Raw genomic sequence first — 19,107 nt, 5'->3', positions numbered from 1 at the left:
GGCCTTATGCACTGCCATTAAAATCAGCTAGTGTGCAATCCTGTAGCGGCTCAGCACCTGGGGCGCTATTTTCAAATCGGGTCGAAAGCGCATGATACCTTTTACAAAATGCGCCAGCAGGTCATTCCCATTGGGTACCAGGAAAATTCTAAACTCCACCGCCTGCACCCGCACCGCTCCGGATTCGTTTTTGACAAACACATACAAACCCGGATTCGTTTCGTCGTAACCCCAATCGGTCCAAAGCACGTCGTACGCATCGCCGCTGCTATTTGTACTCAGCGCCTCATAACACAACGACAGCGCAGGTACACCTTCGCCGTATTGGTGCAGCCCTTCCCTGTCTACCCGGGCCTGCGTATACCGGGGCTTGCCTGACCGGTAAGTGGCGACTGCCATCCATATCAAAGCACATAAAACCGGCGCTGCGACGCCTATCGTAAGCATCCGTGCACCTGTTTCTTTTATCCAAAAGGAAAATACCACACCTGCCAGTAGCGCCGCCAGGACCAATGCAAAAAAGGTCAGCAGGCATACTTTCAGCACAACGGTTAGCCGTCTTGCGGATTTTGAATTCAACGGAGGAAAATCGTCTTCATTAGGCAACATAGCAGGTAGTAAGTATGTTTCTACTCCGTTTTCTTTCCTGCGAGCAGGTACAATGCCGCCATACGTATGGCCACACCGTTTTCCACCTGTTCGAGGATGATGGACTGACCTGAGTCTGCCACATCAGAATTTATTTCCACTCCGCGGTTAATGGGTCCGGGGTGCATGATCACAATTTCTTTATTTAAACTATCGAGCAATTGGCGGTTTACACCGTATGCGAGGGAATATTCCCGGAGGGAAGAAAACAGCGGGGTGTTTTGTCTTTCCAGCTGAATACGCAACACATTGGCCACATCGCACCATTGCAGGGCTTCGCGGATATTGTAGCTCACATTTACGCCGAGAGCAGCTGCCATGTATTTCGGGATCAGTGTGGGCGGGCCTACCACTGTTACTTCTGCGCCCAGTTTTTTGAGGCAGTAGATATTGGAAAGGGCTACCCTGGAGTGCATGATATCGCCACAGATGGCTACCTTCTTACCTTCCACACTACCAAGCCTTTCCCGGATAGAGAAGGCATCCAGCAATGCCTGGGTGGGATGTTCATTGATGCCGTCGCCCGCATTGAGGATGGGCACGTTGATGTGCTTTGCCAGGAAATGCGGCGCACCGCTGGCAGAGTGGCGCATCACCACCATATCCACTTTCATGGATAAGATGTTGTTCACCGTATCTATCAGCGTTTCCCCTTTGGAAACGGAAGAACCGGAGGCAGAAAAGTTAACCGTATCTGCACCCAGGCGCTTTTCCGCTAACTCAAAAGAGATGCGTGTGCGGGTAGAGTTCTCAAAAAATAAATTTACAATTGTTGTATCGCGAAGCGTAGGAACCTTTTTAATAGGCCTTTGTAAAACCTCCTTAAACTGGTCGGCTGTTTGAAAAATAAGCTCTATATCCTGGCGCTGCAGATCGCGAATTCCGAGTAAGTGTTTTACAGAAAGTGACATTAATGTGCAAATATAAAGGGTGAAATCTGAATTCTGAAATCCGGATTCATTTTAGTCAATCAGAACTACTTCGTCTTTACCATCTCTTTCGTTCCACAACACCCTTACTTTCTGGGAAATGAGGGCATCAATGGTACGTCCGGTATAGTCGGGCTGAATAGGCAACTGCCTGCTGAAGCGACGATCGATCAGCGTGAGCAGCTCCACAGCCGCGGGCCGGCCAAAGTCCAGCATTGCATCCAGCGCCGAACGGATTGTACGGCCGGTATACAACACATCATCTATCAACACTACCTTTTTATTTTCTATGGAAAAATCAATATTCGTTTCGTTGGGTACATGCAGGGTTTTGCTCTGGTTAAAATCGTCCCGGTAAAAAGTAATATCGAGTTTACCGTAATCGATACGCGCTCCGGGTACTAATTTCAGCAAGGTTTGATGAATTCTTCCGGATAAATAAATTCCCCGGGGCTGCAATCCAATCAGCACGGTTTGCTCAAACTGTAAGTTATTTTCTATCAACTGATGACAAAGCCTGTCTATCGTAATAGCCATTTGCTTGCCGTTTAGTATGGTTTTCAAAACACAACGTTTTAGGGGCCAAAAATAATGATTAAATGCTACAGATAAAAAGCTGAATATTAGAAAAGATTGATAAACAAGGGAATCTTTTCTAAAACAGGGCTGTTTTAAAACAGGCTTGCTGCCTTATAGTTACACAAAAAAATCAATATGACCCGTTGCTCCTCTACTCTTCGTACTTTAGCAGTATCAATAAACGGGGTATGAAACTTTTAAAGATCATTTTAGCTATGACCGCCTTTCTGCAATTATGGGGATGTAAATCCCAGGGACAATTAAAAACAGGGGATAAAATTCCAGCCTTTTCGCTACAGGACCAGAATGGAAAAACTTTTGATATCAATACCGTATTAGGCAAACAGCCATTGGTCATTTACTTCTATCCGAAAGATGAAACCAGTGTATGCACCAAAGAAGCATGTTCATTCCGTGATTCGTACCAGGACTTTCAGAAGTACGGCGCACTGGTAATCGGCATCAGTGCCGATAACGTGGCTTCGCATCGCAGTTTTGCCACGCATCATAATCTTCCTTTCACCCTGCTCAGTGATCCGAAAAATGAAGTACGCAAATTATTTGGTGTGCCTAAAACTTTTGTGATACCGGGTCGTGTGACTTATATCGTAGATAAGAATGGCGTGATTGTGCATGAATTTAATTCGCTGCGTGATGGAGAGAAACATGTAACAGAGTCGCTGGCGGCGTTGCAGAAGTTGCAGTGAGTGATGCCTCAAGGCATCACTATTTCATTTACCTGTACAGAAAGATGTGCTGCCAGTTCCCCGTCATCATTATCCAGTGGATAGGCAGTTAAATACTTTAGACGGCCTGTTTCCCCATTAGGATTAAAGAAAAATCTTCCGGGATTACTATAGGTTGTCAATACCTTTGCTGTAAGTGATGAATTAGAGAGGTTAATCAGAAGTCCGAAGGTGATCTGGCTGAACTTACCTACCGCTTGTAAGTTATTACCTGTAATAACAAGGTAATCAGCATTATTACTATGGAATGTGTATACGCTATTCAACGTAAGATCTGATGCTGCCTGGTTTTCATTGGATGACTCCCATAACCATCTGTCTATTTTTCTATCGTTAATGATTAGCTTAACAGCAGTTGGTTCCGTATAACCTGAAAAATATTCATAATGAATATTGTACTGCTCATTTTGCAAATCGACCCGCTTTAATAGTTTTTCTCCCATCACTTCTTCCGTCTCCTTCATTTTAACTTCCAGTTCTTTTTCGAAGGAACGCTGTAAATGATATTTCTCCCGCAGGAAATTATCGAGATCCTTGACGGGAATCTCAGTGGGTTCTCCGGTTACTTTACTGAATACAATTTGTGGGGATTTGATAACCTGTTTTACGGGAGCAGGCTGAATGATTTTATCTGCAGGTTCTTTGTGGTGTATACTACAACCTGCCAGGGATAAAGAAATGAAGATAAAAAGCTGCCTCATGGGTATCTTAAGATACTACAACTTTCTCATATCCTTAAATGTGGAAATCTCTTCCTTAAGCGCAAACAGCTGCATGCCCCATATGATCCCTAGCACCAACGCAAAAGCTACCAGCGCCAGGGACAAAGATACCTGCATAAAGCTGCCTTCTTCACGGTTGGTGAGGGTTATAACGCGGATAAGCGCAATGAGGCCCACGCCAAAGAAGATAGCCGCTTTAGTTCCTTTTTTACGCAGTTGTTTCTTAAAATACTCATCAAAAGCGCCGGCGGCAGCGATGCTGGCTTCGGGCTGCGGCGTTCCGTCGGCGAGCAGTAATTGTTCAAGGTCTGCTACGCGGTAATGCTCATGAGGTGTTGAGAAGTATTTTTGTAAGATATCTGCCTGCATAATTCCTGGATACTGAATGAGGATGCAAGGTACAAAAAAGGCGATGGATATAGATCCACCGCCCGCATATAAATCATGAACATTTACTAAGCTTCTTTCAGGAACGGGTACCGGTAATCGGTAGCCGGTACAAAAGTTTCTTTGATACTCCTGGCGCTTAACCAGCGATAGAGGTTCAGCATAGAGCCTGCTTTATCGTTGGTACCAGAAGCGCGGGCGCCGCCAAATGGCTGCTGCCCTACTACTGCGCCGGTTGGCTTGTCGTTGATGTAGAAGTTACCGGCGCTGTTTACCAGGGTGCGGGTAGCCAGTTCCACTGCATAACGGTCCTGCGCAATGATGGCACCGGTTAAAGCATACTCGGAGGTACTGTCTACCACCTGCATGATTTCTTCAAATTTCTCTGCGTCGTACACGTGGATCGTTAATACGGGTCCGAAAATTTCCTCACACATAGTGATGTATTTCGGATCGGTAGTTTCGATAACAGTAGGCTCAATAAAGTAACCTTCAGCTTTGTTGTAATTACCACCGGCAATGATCTTTACTGCCGGATCTTTCTTTGCATTGTCGATGTATTGCGCGATCTTATCGAAAGAGCGTTCATCGATCACTGCGTTGATGAAGTTGCTGAAATCTTCGGTGCTGCCCATTTTCATGGTTTTCAGCTCCGCAACTAATTTTGATTTTATATCGTCAGCAAGATTGTTTGGTATGTATGCACGGGAGGCGGCAGAACATTTCTGTCCCTGGTATTCAAAAGCGCCGCGGGCCAAAGCGGTAACGGCGATGTCAACATCCGCTGATTTGTGGATCAGTACGAAGTCTTTACCACCTGTTTCACCAACGATGCGCGGGTAAGTTTTGTATTTGTGGATGTTTTCACCGATGGTTTTCCACATGGTCTGAAATACGCCGGTAGAGCCGGTGAAATGGATACCTGCAAAGTGAGGATCTGCGAAGCAAACGTCGCCGACAACGGGACCGTTGGCATACACGAGGTTGATAACGCCATCGGGCAGGCCTGCTTCGATCAGTACCTTCATGATCACCTGTGCGGCAAACACCTGTGTATTGGCGGGTTTCCATACTACTACATTACCGCACATAGCAGCAGACGTAGGCAGATTACCGGCAATAGCGGTGAAGTTGAAAGGTGTAACGGCCAGTACAAACCCTTCCAGCGGGCGGTATTCTACCCTGTTATGGATACCGGGGGCGCAAACCGGCTGCTGGCGGTATATTTCGCTCAGGAAGTGTACGTTGTAGCGGAGGAAGTCGATCAGTTCACATGCGCTGTCAATTTCAGCCTGGTAAGGATTCTTACTCTGGCCCAGCATGGTAGCGGCATTGATGTGATAGCGGTATTTGGTGGCCAGGAGTTCGGCAGCGCGCAGGAAGATGCCGGCGCGTTGTTCCCAGTCCATATTGGCCCATTTTTCACGTGCCTCCAGCGCTGCTGCGATGGCGGTTTTCACATGAGACGCATCGCCCATATGGAAGTGACCTAATTTGTGTTTGATTTCGTGGGGAGGGCGCAGATCAACGGTGTTTCCGGTGCGGATTTCTTTACCCCCGATATACATGGGTATATCTGCTACTTCGCTTTTGAAGGCGGCTAATTGTTTCTTTAATGCAATTCTCTCAGCAGAACCGGGTGCATAAGACAACACAGGCTCATTAGCAGGCGCTGCGTACTCAAAGTATCCTGTATTCATTGTATCCTAATTTTTATATTTGTTTATTTGATCATTTGTAAACCTGGAGGCCCACAAACAATCAAATAAACAAATGACTACGAGTATTGTTTCCGCAGCAAAATTAAGTTATACAACGCCTACGCGCTTATTAATAATTAGTCGATACTTATTAATTATTGTCCTCTTCCTTCTGCATCATCAGGTATGCTTTCACAAAGCCGTTCAGGTCGCCGTCCATTACAGGTCCTACGTTGCCTACTTCAAAGTCGGTGCGATGGTCCTTGATCATTTTATACGGATGGAATACGTATGATCTGATCTGTGATCCCCACTCAATTTTGCGTTTGTTGGCGTTGGCTGCATTTTTCAGTTCTTCCCTTTTGCGGATCTCTTCTTCATACAGGCGTGATTTCAGCATGGTGAGCGCTTTTTCACGGTTCTCTCCCTGCGTACGTGCCTGCTGGCATTCGATGATGATACCGGACGGGATGTGCTTCAAACGTACCGCTGTTTCTACCTTGTTTACGTTCTGTCCGCCCTTACCACCTGAACGGTAAAATTCCCATTCCAGGTCTGCCGGGTTCACAGCGATCTCGATAGTATTGTCTACTAACGGATATACATATACGGAGGCGAAAGAAGTATGTCTGCGTGCATTGGAATCGAAAGGTGAAATACGGACGAGGCGGTGTACACCGCTTTCCGCTTTCAGATGACCATATGCAAAGTCGCCATCAAATTCCAGTGTAGCGGATTTAATACCGGCTCCATCTCCATACTGTGTATCAATTTCTGATACTTTCCATCCCTGCTTTTCGCCATACATGCGGTACATGCGCAGCAGCATTTCGGCCCAATCCTGGCTTTCCGTGCCGCCTGCACCGGAGTTAATGGTTAATACTGCGGGCATTTCATCTTCCGGCTGGTTGAGGGTGGATTTAAATTCCAGGTCGTCCAGCGCTGCTACTGCAGCATTGTAGGCCTGTTCTACCTCTTCTTCCGTTGCTTCCCCTTCTTTGAAAAAATCGTTCAGTACAGCGCTGTCGTCAATAGCAGCATTCACCTGATCGTAAAGGTCTACCCAATATTTGTTAACCTTTATTTCCTTCAGAATCGAAGTGGCTCTGACGTTGTCGTCCCAGAAACCAGGCGCCAGGCTTAGTTGTTTGTCGTTTTCTATTTTTGCTAATCGGTCAGGTACGTTAAAGAAAACCTCCCAGGACATATAAACGGTCCCTCATAGCTTTAAGTTGCTCAGCTGTCATAGCTGGCAAATGTATGGAAAAAATGGAGATATATACTAACGGCTTTCAAACTTTGTTGTGATTGTTTACTTTAGCATAATTTTTGTGTTGTAACACGGTAACCAATGTCACTAATATTATAAAAAGCACCCATCCGTTATGGTGAGCCATGAAACCCTCCACTTTAAAAACCGGTCCATCTTCAACACGCTAGGTTTTATTATCATGATAGCCGCAAACGCACTGGCAGTGCTGCTTCCCATCAATGGTAAAACAACCGCACAGATTTCGGAAGAATACCCTAACCTTTTTATACCGGCGGGAATTACGTTCTCTATCTGGAGTGTTATCTATCTTTCTTTAACGGCATTTATCATATATCAATTATGGTTATCTTTCTCTAATAAACAACCTGCAACGCTGGCATATGTGATGCAGCGTATGAAAGACTGGTTCCTCATTTCCTGTGTGGCCAATGCCTGCTGGCTGTTTGCCTGGCATTATCACCTGATACCTGTGAGCGTGGCTATCATGGTGATCCTCCTGATTTCACTGATCATCGTACATCTCAACTTTGGTATCGGCATCGCTCCTGCTACGCTGACGGAGAAATTATTTATTCATATTCCTTTCAGCATCTACCTTGGATGGATTTCTATTGCCACCATCGCTAATATCACGGCGCTGCTGGTATACACCGGGTGGGAAGGCAGCCGCCATTCCCAGGTGCTGTGGGCTATTGCCATGATCAGCGTGGGTACCCTGCTGAGTATAGCCATGGTGCTGCTTCGCAACAATATCACCTATGCCCTTGTTATTGTGTGGGCCTTCTATGGTATCCTGCTGAAGAGAAGGGCTGCCGACACCATGGATGAGAACCCCATCATCCATACCTGCATTATTGCCATTGGCGTGATTGCCATAACAATTTCCTGGCAATTGTACAGGAAACAGAAATCATGAATCTAAAAGATTATTTTTGATGCGCATTTAATATATACACGACTATGTTTCCATCTACCAATCCAACAACCACCAAATCGTGGGACGCCTTAAAGAAGCACGCAGAAGAAATGAAAAAGGTACATATGCGTGCCTTGTTTATGGAAAACAAAGAACGCTTCAGTGAGTTTTCCCTGAAATTTGAAGACATCCTTTTCGACTACTCCAAGAATATTATTACGGAAGATACCCGCAGCCTGTTATTAGGACTGGCAGCAGAATGCGGCGTACCGGATGCGATCAAAGCGATGTTTGGCGCAGAAAAAATAAACGTTACAGAAAACCGTGCTGTACTGCATACCGCTTTACGCAACACATCAGATAAACCTGTTTTACTGGATGGCCGCGATGTAATGCCTGATGTAAAAGCAGTATTGAACAAAATGGATCACATCTGCCGGCAGATACACTCCGGCGAATGGAAAGGATACACGGGTAAGCCTATACGTTATATCGTAAATATCGGTATCGGTGGTTCCGACCTCGGCCCGGTGATGGTTACGGAAGCGCTGAAACCATACTGGAAACCTAACATACAAACCTATTTTGTATCTAACGTAGATGGCACGCACATCGCCGAAACCCTGAAAAAAGTTACACCGGACGAAACCTTGTTCCTCATCGCCTCCAAAACATTTACCACCCAGGAAACCATGACCAACGCCCACACCGCGCGCAACTGGTTCCTGGAACACGCAGAAGATGAGAAATTTGTAGCCAAACATTTTGCTGCTTTATCTACCAACGAAAAAGCAGTAACAGCCTTTGGTATCGATCCAAAGAATATGTTTGAATTCTGGGATTGGGTTGGCGGCCGCTACTCCCTGTGGTCCGCTATCGGCTTATCTATTGCACTCACCATCGGGTACGACAACTTCACGCAGCTACTTGATGGCGCACATGCAGTGGACAGGCACTTCGCCGATACACCACCGGAACAGAATATACCTATTATCATGGCGCTGATTGGCCTGTGGTATGGTAATTTCTTCGGCAGCGCCACAGAAGCCATATTGCCATACGACCAGTACATGCACCGCTTTGCTGCTTATTTCCAGCAAGGCAATATGGAAAGCAATGGTAAATCCACCGATCGTACAGGCCACACCGTTAGTTATGAAACCGGCCCTATCGTTTGGGGCGAACCAGGCACCAATGGTCAACATGCTTTCTACCAGCTCATCCACCAGGGCACCCGCCTGATTCCCTGCGACTTTATCGCACCGGCTATCAGCCACAATCCCATCGGTGATCATCATGTGAAACTATTGTCGAACTTTTTTGCACAAACAGAAGCGCTGATGAATGGCAAAACGGAAGCAGAGGTACGTGCTGAACTGGAGAAGTCCGGCGCTTCGGCAGAAGAAATGGCGAATATCCTGCCATCGAAAATTTTCCCTGGCAACCGCCCCACCAACTCCTTCCTGGTAAAGGAAATAACCCCCCGCTCCCTGGGTTCACTGATCGCCCTCTACGAACACAAGATCTTTGTTCAGGGCGTGATCTGGAACATTTACAGCTTCGACCAATGGGGCGTGGAACTCGGCAAACAATTAGCCAGCAAAATATTACCCGAACTGGAAAACAACGACATCATACTTAACCACGATGCGAGCACCAATGGCCTGATCAACGCGTGGAAGCATATGCGCACGGCGTAATTGTTCGCCTCCGGCGAACGCGGATGTTGTCTTTCCCGCTGATTACGCTGATTTTACTGATTTAGGGATTTGATCACTTTGGATTTTAAATGATTAGAGGAGATATGAGCGGATATTTTCGCTTATATCTCCTCTAATCATTTAAAATCCTTTATAAAATCAAAAAAAACAAAATCATAGTAATCAGTATAATCAGCGTAATCAGCGGGAAAGACAAAATCCGGGTAATAAAAAACCCCCGGAGAAATCCGGGGGTTGCCTATTATTTTTTGTAAAAATCTTTAAGTAAAAATCTTACCATTTGTCTACCTCGTCTGAGCTATGTGAAGCCGGGGCGGCTACTGACGCCTCAACAGGTACTTCTACCTCAACAGGGGCTACTGAAGCGCTAACTTCAACTCCTTCTGTTTCTGTTTCGTCCTGTTCTTCCTGCACATAATCATGGTTGTAGGCATCAAAGTCGAAATCGGGCATCAACTCAGTTTTCACATAGTTGATGGTTTCGGTCAGTGCGTTCAGGAACTTGTTGAAGTCCTCCTTGTACAGGAATACTTTGTGCCTGTCATAACCGTTGTCATTAAAACGCTTCTTACTTTCTGTTATAGTAAGAAAATAGTCGTTTCCCCGAGTGGTCTTTACATCAAAGAAGTACGTTCTTCTTTTGCCCGCTTTCAATCGTTTAGAAAAGATGCTATCATTGTTTCTTTCCTGTTGATTGTTGTTTTCGTACGCCACAGTTGATAGATTTAAGTGTTAACGAATCAAATCCTGTTACAATAAGAGACAAATATACTATTGTTTTACAAATATCAAAATATTTTTAAATGATTTTGAAAAATCATAAAAGCCACGTGTAACGGGCTGCGGCAGGGAATATACAAGCACGTGATTGCTACTCACTTACACTTTCTTCGTCGCCGGATTGCTGACGCGCGTACAGCTCTGCGTAGTATCCGTTCAATGACAATAAATCATTATGTGTTCCCTGCTCTACAATTTTTCCTTCATCGAGTACGATTATGCTATCGAACTCAAACAAGGCAAATATCCGGTGAGTGATGATAATGGCTGTCTTATTTTTCAGATAGGCATACAGGTTACCTATAATCTCTTTTTCGGTCCGGGCATCAACAGCGGAGAGGCAGTCGTCGAAAATGAGGATGTCCGGGTCCTTGATCAGCGCCCTTGCAATGGAGATCCGCTGTTTCTGGCCACCGCTCAGCGTTACGCCCCTCTCCCCGATGGCGGTATCAAAGCCTTCGTTGAAACCCAGGATGTCTTTCTCCACGGAAGCCTGCCTGGCAGCGGTTTGCACCGCCTGAATACTGGCGCTAGGATCGCCAAAACGGATGTTATTGGCGATGCTGTCGGAAAACAGGAACACATCCTGCGGCACATAACTGATCTGGCTACGCAAATCGGCCAGCCGCAGGTGACGGATATCCTGGTCGTCTACCATCACCTTCCCCTCCTGCGGATCGTACATCCGGATAAGCAGTTGCGCCAGCGTACTTTTGCCGGACCCGGTTCTGCCAATAACGGCCACCTTCTGCCCCGGTTTGATATCCAGGTTAAAATCGCTGATGGCGGTAACCCCCGTATGCGGATAAGTGAAAGTCACGTTTTCCAGCCGCACCCCTCCTTTCAGCTTCACCGTTTTCGCATCCGGTTCATCCTTCACCGTAGGCGCTATCTGTAAAAATTCGTTTATACGTTGCTGTGAGGCCGCCGCACGCTGTATCATGGACGCCACCATCCCGATAGAAAAGAACGGGAACATCAGCATGTTTACATAGATCACAAATTCCGCCAGGTTGCCCACAGTAATATTTCCCTTGATTACCTGAATACCACCTATGAAAATAGTGAGGATCACGCTCAGGCCAATCATCAGCGCCATAGTGGGCTGAAACAGGGCGTCTGTTTTAGCCAGGCTGATAGAGCTGTCTTTATACGCTTCGCTCGCTTCTTCAAAATGGCGTGCGCTGGCATCTTCCTGGATATATGATTTTATTACGCGGATACCGGAATAAGATTCCTGCGCAATGGAAGTAATATTGGATAACTGCGACTGGATCTTTTCGCTTTTGCGGTGAATGATCCTGTTCACATAATAAATGGTTAAGGCAAGGAAAGGCAATGGCGACAAGGTATACAGCGTCAGCAAAGGATTCACCTCCAGCATCAGGTATACAATGATCACGATGAGAAATACAGTCCGCGATGCGTACATGATAGCAGGACCTACATACATGCGTACCCGTGATACATCTTCCGTAATACGGCTCATCAGGTCGCCGGTACGATGCATCTTAAAAAAGTTAAGATCCAGCTTCTGATAATGCTGGTAAATTTCATTCTTCAGATCGTACTCGATATGACGGCTCATTACAATCAGCGTTTGCCGTTGCAGGAATAAAAAGAATCCGCTCAGCAATGCAAACAGCAGGATACTCACCCCGTAAAACGCCAGTACATGCGTGAAATCCGCACGGAAGGCCACCTTCAGTGCAGTATTGTCCAGCAGCCGGTATTCATCTATATTATGCGCCAGCAGGTCAAAGATCTGGCGTACCATGATAGGCTGGAAGACACTGAACACAATGGATATAGCGGTAAACAACAGTCCAAGGATCAGCAGCCATTTATTGGTAAGAAAGTATTTATTAAGCGCGGCAAGGTGTTTCAACGGTCGTCAATTTGCAAACAAAAATAAGGCATTCGAAGCATAAAGGAGAAGACCGCGGATTTTGTCTTTCTCGCTGATTACGCTGATTATACTGATTAGTTTGATTTTTACTTTTGGATTTTTTTTGATTTTTAGATTTTCCTCAAGTAATAATTAAGGGAGATAAGAGCGAATATATCCGCTTCTATCTCCCTTAATCCTTATAAAATCCAAAAGTAAAAATCAAACTAATCAGTATAATCAGCGTAATCAGCGAGAAAGACAAAATCCGCCTATTTTACTTTGCGGTAAAAGACCCCAGGATCTCTTCCAGCGCTGGTTCATATTTTGCCAGGTCGTCGGCGAGTGTGGTGAGGGTAATGGCGTAGGCGATATTATTTTTTACCAGGATGGTTACCTCTCCGTTGAGCAGGGTACCGCTTTCACGGTGGGCATACTGGCATTTCATCCATTTGGCTTTTACGCCGGTTACCGTGCGTTCGCCGGTATCGATCTTTTTATAATCCACGAAGAAACTTTCCATTTCTTTTTGGGTGCTTTCCATCACCTTATCCAGCGTAAATCCTTTCTTCAGTTCCTGCGTAACAATATTTACATTGGCCTGAAAGGTACTATCATCGGTTACCGGCGCCATCATAAACGTATATTCTATCCGGCTCATCACGGTATCTATCTTCGTCCAGCCGGCGGGGGTATTTACGGTAAAGGTTCCTCTGCCGGCATTCATGCCCGGCGATTTTCCAGCCAGTTCCAGTACTTCCTCGCTGCTTAATTCTTTAGGGGATTTGGAGGTGTTGTTGCAGGCGGCAAAGCTTAACAAACAAACTACCGCGGGGATCAATAATTGTAATTTCATCGTGCACAAAGGGATAAAAACCGCTCCGGCATTGCACCGGAGCGATCGAATGATTATAAACTTTTAAGTGCAGCTATTATCCTGGATTCTGCATCCGCAGCCGCTACTTCTTCTTTCACAAATTTCTGACCGGTAATATTTTCAAACAGTTCAATGTAGCGCTCGCTTACGCTCGTTACAAATTCGTCTGTCATTTCCGGTACCTGCTGACCGTCTTTACCCTGGAAACCGTTTGCCATCAGCCACTCACGCACGAATTCCTTACTGAGCTGTTTCTGCTGGGCGCCGTTCTTCTGGTTCTCTTCATAACCTTCCGCGTAGAAATAGCGGGAAGAGTCGGGCGTATGAATTTCGTCGATTACATAAATGGTATCGCCGATCTTACCGAATTCATATTTTGTATCCACCAGGATCAGTCCGCGTTTGGCGGCCATTTCCTTACCTCTTTCAAATAAAGCGAGGGTGTACTTTTCGAGTTGCTCGTAGTCTTCCTTGCTTACCAGTCCCTGCGAAATGATCTCATCACGGGAAATATCCTCATCATGACCTTCATGTGCTTTGGTGGTTGGAGTAATGATAGGCGACGGGAAGAAGTCGTTTTCCTTCAGTCCTTCCGGCATGGTTACACCACACAATACCCGCTCACCGGATTTGTAAGTTCTCCAGGCGTGACCGGTCAGGTTACCGCGTACCACCATTTCCACCGGGAAAGTTTCACATTTCAGCCCGATAGTTACATTAGGCAGCGGAGAAGATTTTACCCAGTTAGGAACGATATCCTTGGTCGCTTCCAGCATAATGGCCGCAACCTGGTTCAGTACCTGTCCTTTGAAGGGGATCGGGCGTGGCAGTACCACATCAAATGCAGAGATGCGATCGCTTACTACCATTACCATCAGCCTGTCTTCAATGGTGTAAACATCGCGTACTTTTCCTTTGTAAAAGGCAGTTTGACCTGGTAATTTGAAACTTGACTCTAACATGAATAAAAAAATATTAATAATTAAAAATGAAAATCACTTTTACGAGATGCAAAAGTAATCATGAATCAGGTGATTTATAACGATCGTGTATTTTTTTTCTTAGCGGAGGTTGTCTTTCTCACTGATTACGCTGATTATGCTGATTACTTTGATTTTACTTTTTGGATTTTATAAGGATTTTAATGGATTGGGAGATATTCGCTTATATCTCCCAAAATCATTTAAAATCCAAAGTGATCAAATCTCTAAATCAGTAAAATCAGCGTAATCAGCGAGAAAGACAAAATCCGCATCACCGGCTGTTGCCGGCATAAGGCCGGAGCAGGCTGATGATCACTTCGTTTTCGGCGTAAGGGGTCAGGTAGTCGCGGACGTGGGCGGCTTCGGCGGTATTCACTTCTGCAGGGATATAGCCCATTCCATAAAAGCGGCCCTTTTCCATCAGGATACAGCTTTTCTCGCTGCTGTTGCGGCCTTTGTCTACGATAATCACGGAGGGTTGTTGCTCCTGTAAAAATGCAATCGCCGCTTTCATGCGCTCATTATAGCTTTCCGGCTTTTCCACCTTATCGCAGGCGCCATTACAGGTGCCGGCGGTAATGCCCGCACAGGTGCCATTGCCCTTTTGCAGGAAGCAGAGTTTGGGACACAGTTGGAACTCCTTTATGAGGGAGCGCAGCAGCCGGTGACCGTCTATCAGCAGGTTAAAGCTGTGTACAGGGTGCGAATACTTCCGCTTCTTTTCTATAACCAGTCGCAGGTATCCCTGCTGGTCTTCAAACAGGTAAAATCCATACCTGAACTCCACCCGCTTCTGGGCATAGTTAAAAATTGGCCACAGGCGCTTTATCTCCACCGACTCCAGGATGCAGGCCATTAATTCGGTAGCCGTTTCCTGGTAGGAAATGCGGTGAATAGTACGCAGGAAATTCTGCCGCTGGCGGCTGGCGCTATGCCCGGTAAAATGGCTGTTTACCCGTTTACCCAGGTCCTTTGCCTTGCCTACGTATACTACTTTGTCTTTGTGGTCATGGAAATAATAAACACCAGGGTGGGCCGGCAGTCCTTTCACCTGGTCCGGTGGCAGGTTAGGCGGCAGGAACTGTTCCTTTGATCCCACCTTCAGCATGGAAGCAATTACCTTTTCTTTATCGTTGGCCAGCAGCATCCCGAAAAGCACGGTGGTGGCTTCGGCATCGCCGCCGGCCCGGTGCCGGCCATTAACCGGTATGCTGAAATGGCGGCAGATATTACCCAGGCTATATGATTTCAGCCCCGGGAAGATCTTGCGTCCCAGCCGTACCGTGCACAGTTTCTTACATTGCAGGTCGAAGCCCGCATTGGCCAGCTGGTGCTTTATAAATGAGTAATCGAAGTTTACATTATGGGCTACAAAGATCCGGTCTTTCAACAGGTCGTATAATAACGGGGCGATAGCCTCAAAGGGAGGTGCATCCGCCACCATACTGTTGCTGATGCCCGTTAACGACTCTATGTAATAAGGAATGGGGATTCCGGGGTTTACCAGGGTTTGGTAATGCTGCGTCACTTCGTTCCCGTTGTACAGGAAAACGGCGATCTCCGTTATACCATTGGCGCTGGCATGCCCGCCTGTCGTTTCAATATCTACAATTGCATACATCCGTTACAAAGATATGGATTGTTGCCGCTTATTCAAACGCCTTAATCCAAGTAATGCCAGCAGGGTATAAAACCCCGACAGCGCCAGCAAATGTAATACGGAAGAAGCATTATCCGCCAGGGTGCCGCCCATTTGCACAATGGACTGGTACACTTTCAGGAACGGTGTGGTAGGCACCATGGACGATAACCACTGCAGTGGTACCGGCAGGGATTCATATGGCCATGCATAACCCGCAATGAGGAATACCGGGTAGGTGGAAAACACCATCATCTGCGCCGCCATCAGCTGACTGCGGAACATAGTGCCCAGCCATATTCCCAGGGGAATGAGTGAGAAAAAGAAAAGGAAGAACACCACTGCCACATCCAGCACCCGTCCGCGGAAAGGGATGTTCAGGGTCGTATAGTTGACCGTCATAAAGAAAAACGCATAGCAGCAAAAAAGCACCATATAAAAAAGTCCTTTCCCCCAGAGGGTGGCCGATAAGCCGCCACCACCGGTTTTCACCAGTTCATGCACGCGCCCTTTTTCCTTGTCGAGCGCCATGCTTTCGGAAAGACCTATCAGCAGCGTTTGCTGTAATATCAGCGCCAGCAGTCCCGGTAAAAGGAACGCGCCATAACTGGAGCGTGCATTGTACATCGGCCGGTAGTCGAGGTTCACCGGCTGGGTTTCCCGCATGGCCATCTGGGCATTCAACCCCTGCATTTCGTTATACTTCAGCCTTACCCCTGCCCCTACGGTAAGCGCCAGCGTGGTGATGCCACCGGCCAGTTCGCTGGAAGGCAGAAACCGCGCAGCATTCACGGCCAGCACAATATCGGCCTGTTGCAGGGCCAGCACTTTTTTCTCTACGCCGTGGGGAATGTACAGGTAGCCCTGGCACTCGCCGTAATACATTTTCTCCTGTGCATCCTGCAGGTCCCTGGCGCCTGTTACGGCTGCAATCTGCATTTTGCTTAGTTGCTGCAGGAAGGCGCGGGATAATTCACTTTTGTCGTCGTCCGCCACCGCCAGTAATACTTTCTCTTCTACCTTATAACTATAAATGCTGCCATAGAAAAAAGCATACAGGAGCGGCGCTATCAGCAGGGTAAGCAACAAACTGTGGTCGGTGGCTACCATCCTCACTTCCCGCAGGAACAACCGGGTTATATGATGGAAAAAATTACGCATGCTGTAAGGAAAGTTTATCCAGTTTCCGTTGCAGGAATACCAATGCCACCGGGAATGTAACTGCTATATAGATCAGCAGTTGGCCCGCTTCCTTATATACATACTGCATGGGCAACTCCATAAAATATACTTTGAAGAATCCATCCAGGAAAGGCGTAAACGGCATGAGCCAGGCGTAGTATTGGTCATACCACGGCATGGCCCAGCGGGGAAAAGTAAAACCGCTGAATACAAAGGCCGGGGAAGTATAGAACAGTCCGAGGTCGCAGGCCACCATTACATCGCTTACAATGGCCGATACCATCAATCCTATGCTGATACATCCGATGATCAGCAAGGTAAAAAGCAGGAAAAGCGGCCAGGAGCCGCCCATTCGTCCGTGCGCAAAAAGCGGGAACACAATACATGTTACCAGGATATAATGCAGCCATCCTACGCTCAGGTGCGCCAAACCTTTGCCCAGCAATACATTGGAGGCTGACCCATTGGCTATTGTATTCAGTTCCGCGAAGGTGCCTCTTTTTTCTTCCAGGTTTAAAGCAAGCACTGTTACCATGATGATCATCATCTGTAGTGCCACTGCAATTAGCCCCGGCACCAGGTATTGCTGGTAGTTGTATTGCGGATTGTATAACATATAAGAGGTGAGCCGGATGGGCTGCACCAGCGCCATCGCCCTGCCGGCAGGCATGCCGGTTTTTACAAACTTCTGTAACGTAACTCCCGAGCCCGCCGTAATCAATACTTTGGCGGCATCCTTATAGATCAGCTTTGCTGTTACTACCGCTGCGGTGTTTGTATATACGGTGATATACACCGGTTGACGGCTTTTGATATGATCATCCATTTTCTCCGGGAAATGGACAGCGCCCTGGATCACACCCTGTTCCATCATCTTTTGCAGGGTGATTTCATTATCTACCTGCTGTGTGATATGAATACTCTCCGTTTGCTCCAGCATAAATGCAAACTTGCGCGATAAAGGCGAATGCGATTCATCCCAGATGGCCACCGGGAGGTCACGGGCAAACTGGTTATTATAGATATAGCCATAGAGCAGGCATACCAGTGGCGGCAACACCAGCAGTACGATGTAATGTTCCGGGAGGGTAAGTATGCGCTTCCACTCCCTGATTGCAATATGGAGGATGGAACGCATCATGGCAGTTTCATGGAGGCGGTCATACCAGGGCGCAGACCTTTCACAGCCGCCTGGTTAACAGGTTTCAGGTCTACCGTAAAAGTGCGCAGTTCAAACCTGCCCTGTTCTTTTACAGGTACCCAGTTGGCGAATGTGAGAGAAGGCGCTACCTTATGTACCTCGGCTTCAAAATTCTCCGGATCGCATCCCGGCACCCGCACCTGTACACGGGTTCCCAGCGGGAAACGCGGCATATCATCCTGGCGCACATTGTAGGTAATATGATACGTGGCTGGTTTCTGGATCGTCATCAGCGGGTAGCCAATAGCCACGATCTCCCCTTCTTCTATGACCATGGAAGTGATAATGCCGTCTGACGGCGCATGTATATAAGTGTTATCAGATAATGCTTTGGTGAGTTCATAGCCTTGTTCCGCCTGCCGTACAATGGCTGATGCGGTGGTGATGAGTTCCGGCCGGCTGCCCTGTTGCAGCATATCCATGTTCAGCTTGGCCGTTTCCATTTCTTTTTTCGCGGCTTGCAGTTTGAAGTATACCAGGTCTTTTTCCTGCCCGGAAATCACCTCATCGTTAAAGAGGTTCTGCATACGCTGATAGGTTTTCTGCATCAGCTCATACTGTTGCTGGGTGATATTATAGAGGTTATCGGCTGCTTTGATGGCTTCGGGCCGGGCGCCTTTCTGCAACAGCGTGAGCTGTCCTTTTGCCGCATCTATGGCCGCCTGCGCCTGGTTACGGATAGCATTGATTTCGGTGGAGCGGAGCACCCCCAGCAACTGCCCCTTACGGACGGTATCTCCCTGTTTCACCAGGAGGCTGTCCAGCCGGCCGGGGAATTCTGCCGCCACATCCACGTAGTCGGCGTCCACCATGCCTATCATGGATTCATCTGCAGCTGCCGGCTTCTTCACAAAGAAGATCAGCGCAATCACCAGGATAGCGATGGGGATCAGCAGGGCCCAATAATTTTTAAGTACAGCTCTCATGAAAAAATCT

The 19,107-nt window shown here is 47.1% G+C and carries 18 protein-coding genes; 3 read left to right on the top strand and 15 right to left on the bottom strand.

Annotation, left to right across the window (positions count from 1 at the left end; genetic code table 11):
• Window positions 1-27: 27 nt before the first annotated feature.
• Genes QFZ48_RS26685 through pyrR form a run of 3 tightly spaced genes read right to left on the bottom strand, consistent with a single transcriptional unit; the run spans window position 28 to window position 2,141 of the window.
• Complete coding sequence (locus tag QFZ48_RS26685) at window positions 28-609, bottom strand: hypothetical protein (protein WP_429048071.1); 582 nt, start codon at window positions 607-609, stop codon at window positions 28-30.
• A 20-nt stretch (window positions 610-629) separates the two neighbouring features.
• Window positions 630-1,559: an aspartate carbamoyltransferase catalytic subunit gene (locus QFZ48_RS26680; RefSeq protein WP_429048072.1), complete on the bottom strand. Its 930-nt coding sequence runs from the start codon at window positions 1,557-1,559 to the stop codon at window positions 630-632.
• Window positions 1,560-1,610: 51 nt separating this feature from the next.
• On the bottom strand, window positions 1,611-2,141 hold the full coding sequence (pyrR, locus tag QFZ48_RS26675) for a bifunctional pyr operon transcriptional regulator/uracil phosphoribosyltransferase PyrR (RefSeq protein WP_079471968.1): 531 nt from the start codon (window positions 2,139-2,141) through the stop codon (window positions 1,611-1,613).
• A 203-nt stretch (window positions 2,142-2,344) separates the two neighbouring features.
• On the opposite strand from pyrR, the gene QFZ48_RS26670 reads away from it, so the two are divergent.
• Window positions 2,345-2,863, top strand: a complete 519-nt coding sequence (locus QFZ48_RS26670) for a peroxiredoxin (RefSeq protein WP_370913152.1) — start codon at window positions 2,345-2,347, stop codon at window positions 2,861-2,863.
• An 8-nt stretch (window positions 2,864-2,871) separates the two neighbouring features.
• Here the strand turns inward: QFZ48_RS26670 and QFZ48_RS26665 are convergent, their stop codons facing one another.
• The 4 genes from QFZ48_RS26665 to prfB form a co-directional block, all read right to left on the bottom strand.
• On the bottom strand, window positions 2,872-3,603 hold the full coding sequence (locus tag QFZ48_RS26665) for a hypothetical protein (protein ID WP_429048073.1): 732 nt from the start codon (window positions 3,601-3,603) through the stop codon (window positions 2,872-2,874).
• A gap of 15 nt (window positions 3,604-3,618) precedes the next feature.
• A complete protein-coding gene (locus tag QFZ48_RS26660; RefSeq protein WP_429048075.1) occupies window positions 3,619-3,993 on the bottom strand; it encodes a hypothetical protein in 375 nt (124 codons plus the stop codon).
• A gap of 86 nt (window positions 3,994-4,079) precedes the next feature.
• Window positions 4,080-5,711: an L-glutamate gamma-semialdehyde dehydrogenase gene (pruA, locus tag QFZ48_RS26655; RefSeq protein WP_429048077.1), complete on the bottom strand. Its 1,632-nt coding sequence runs from the start codon at window positions 5,709-5,711 to the stop codon at window positions 4,080-4,082.
• Between the two features lie 151 nt (window positions 5,712-5,862).
• A protein-coding gene (gene prfB / locus QFZ48_RS26650) for a peptide chain release factor 2 (protein ID WP_143313671.1) occupies window positions 5,863-6,958 on the bottom strand; the annotation gives its coding sequence in 2 pieces (ribosomal slippage) (window positions 5,863-6,897 and window positions 6,899-6,958; 1,095 coding nt in all).
• A gap of 138 nt (window positions 6,959-7,096) precedes the next feature.
• Here prfB and QFZ48_RS26645 point away from each other — a divergent pair.
• Window positions 7,097-7,900, top strand: a complete 804-nt coding sequence (locus tag QFZ48_RS26645; protein ID WP_429048078.1) for a hypothetical protein — start codon at window positions 7,097-7,099, stop codon at window positions 7,898-7,900.
• A gap of 44 nt (window positions 7,901-7,944) precedes the next feature.
• Window positions 7,945-9,600 carry a glucose-6-phosphate isomerase gene (gene pgi, locus QFZ48_RS26640; RefSeq protein WP_429048079.1) on the top strand — a complete coding sequence of 552 codons (1,656 nt, stop codon included), beginning with the start codon at window positions 7,945-7,947 and terminating at the stop codon, window positions 9,598-9,600.
• A 294-nt stretch (window positions 9,601-9,894) separates the two neighbouring features.
• Here the strand turns inward: pgi and QFZ48_RS26635 are convergent, their stop codons facing one another.
• The 8 genes from QFZ48_RS26635 to QFZ48_RS26600 form a co-directional block, all read right to left on the bottom strand.
• A complete protein-coding gene (locus tag QFZ48_RS26635; protein ID WP_429048081.1) occupies window positions 9,895-10,335 on the bottom strand; it encodes a DUF3276 family protein in 441 nt (146 codons plus the stop codon).
• Between the two features lie 157 nt (window positions 10,336-10,492).
• On the bottom strand, window positions 10,493-12,289 hold the full coding sequence (locus QFZ48_RS26630; RefSeq protein WP_429064586.1) for an ABC transporter ATP-binding protein: 1,797 nt from the start codon (window positions 12,287-12,289) through the stop codon (window positions 10,493-10,495).
• A gap of 277 nt (window positions 12,290-12,566) precedes the next feature.
• On the bottom strand, window positions 12,567-13,145 hold the full coding sequence (locus QFZ48_RS26625; protein ID WP_429064584.1) for an LpqN/LpqT family lipoprotein: 579 nt from the start codon (window positions 13,143-13,145) through the stop codon (window positions 12,567-12,569).
• A 53-nt stretch (window positions 13,146-13,198) separates the two neighbouring features.
• The gene (locus QFZ48_RS26620) at window positions 13,199-14,128 is read right to left on the bottom strand and encodes a phosphoribosylaminoimidazolesuccinocarboxamide synthase (RefSeq protein ID WP_429048085.1); all 930 of its coding nucleotides are present in this window, start codon (window positions 14,126-14,128) and stop codon (window positions 13,199-13,201) included.
• Window positions 14,129-14,420: 292 nt separating this feature from the next.
• Window positions 14,421-15,770, bottom strand: coding sequence for an exonuclease domain-containing protein (locus QFZ48_RS26615; RefSeq protein ID WP_429048087.1), 1,350 nt, complete (start codon window positions 15,768-15,770; stop codon window positions 14,421-14,423).
• 3 nt (window positions 15,771-15,773) lie between these two features.
• Window positions 15,774-16,949, bottom strand: coding sequence for an ABC transporter permease (locus QFZ48_RS26610; protein WP_429064583.1), 1,176 nt, complete (start codon window positions 16,947-16,949; stop codon window positions 15,774-15,776).
• Window positions 16,942-18,108, bottom strand: a complete 1,167-nt coding sequence (locus QFZ48_RS26605; protein WP_429064581.1) for an ABC transporter permease — start codon at window positions 18,106-18,108, stop codon at window positions 16,942-16,944. The genes QFZ48_RS26610 and QFZ48_RS26605 overlap by 8 nt, the downstream gene beginning before the upstream one ends.
• Window positions 18,108-19,097 carry an HlyD family secretion protein gene (locus QFZ48_RS26600; protein WP_429064579.1) on the bottom strand — a complete coding sequence of 330 codons (990 nt, stop codon included), beginning with the start codon at window positions 19,095-19,097 and terminating at the stop codon, window positions 18,108-18,110. The genes QFZ48_RS26605 and QFZ48_RS26600 overlap by 1 nt, the downstream gene beginning before the upstream one ends.
• Between the last annotated feature and the right edge of the window lie 10 nt (window positions 19,098-19,107).

It is taken from the genome of Chitinophaga sp. W2I13 (assembly GCF_050434005.1).
Lineage (GTDB): Bacteria > Bacteroidota > Bacteroidia > Chitinophagales > Chitinophagaceae > Chitinophaga.
The sequence above is the reverse complement of the archived record's forward strand: the minus strand, read 5'-3'. Positions and strand labels throughout refer to the sequence as shown.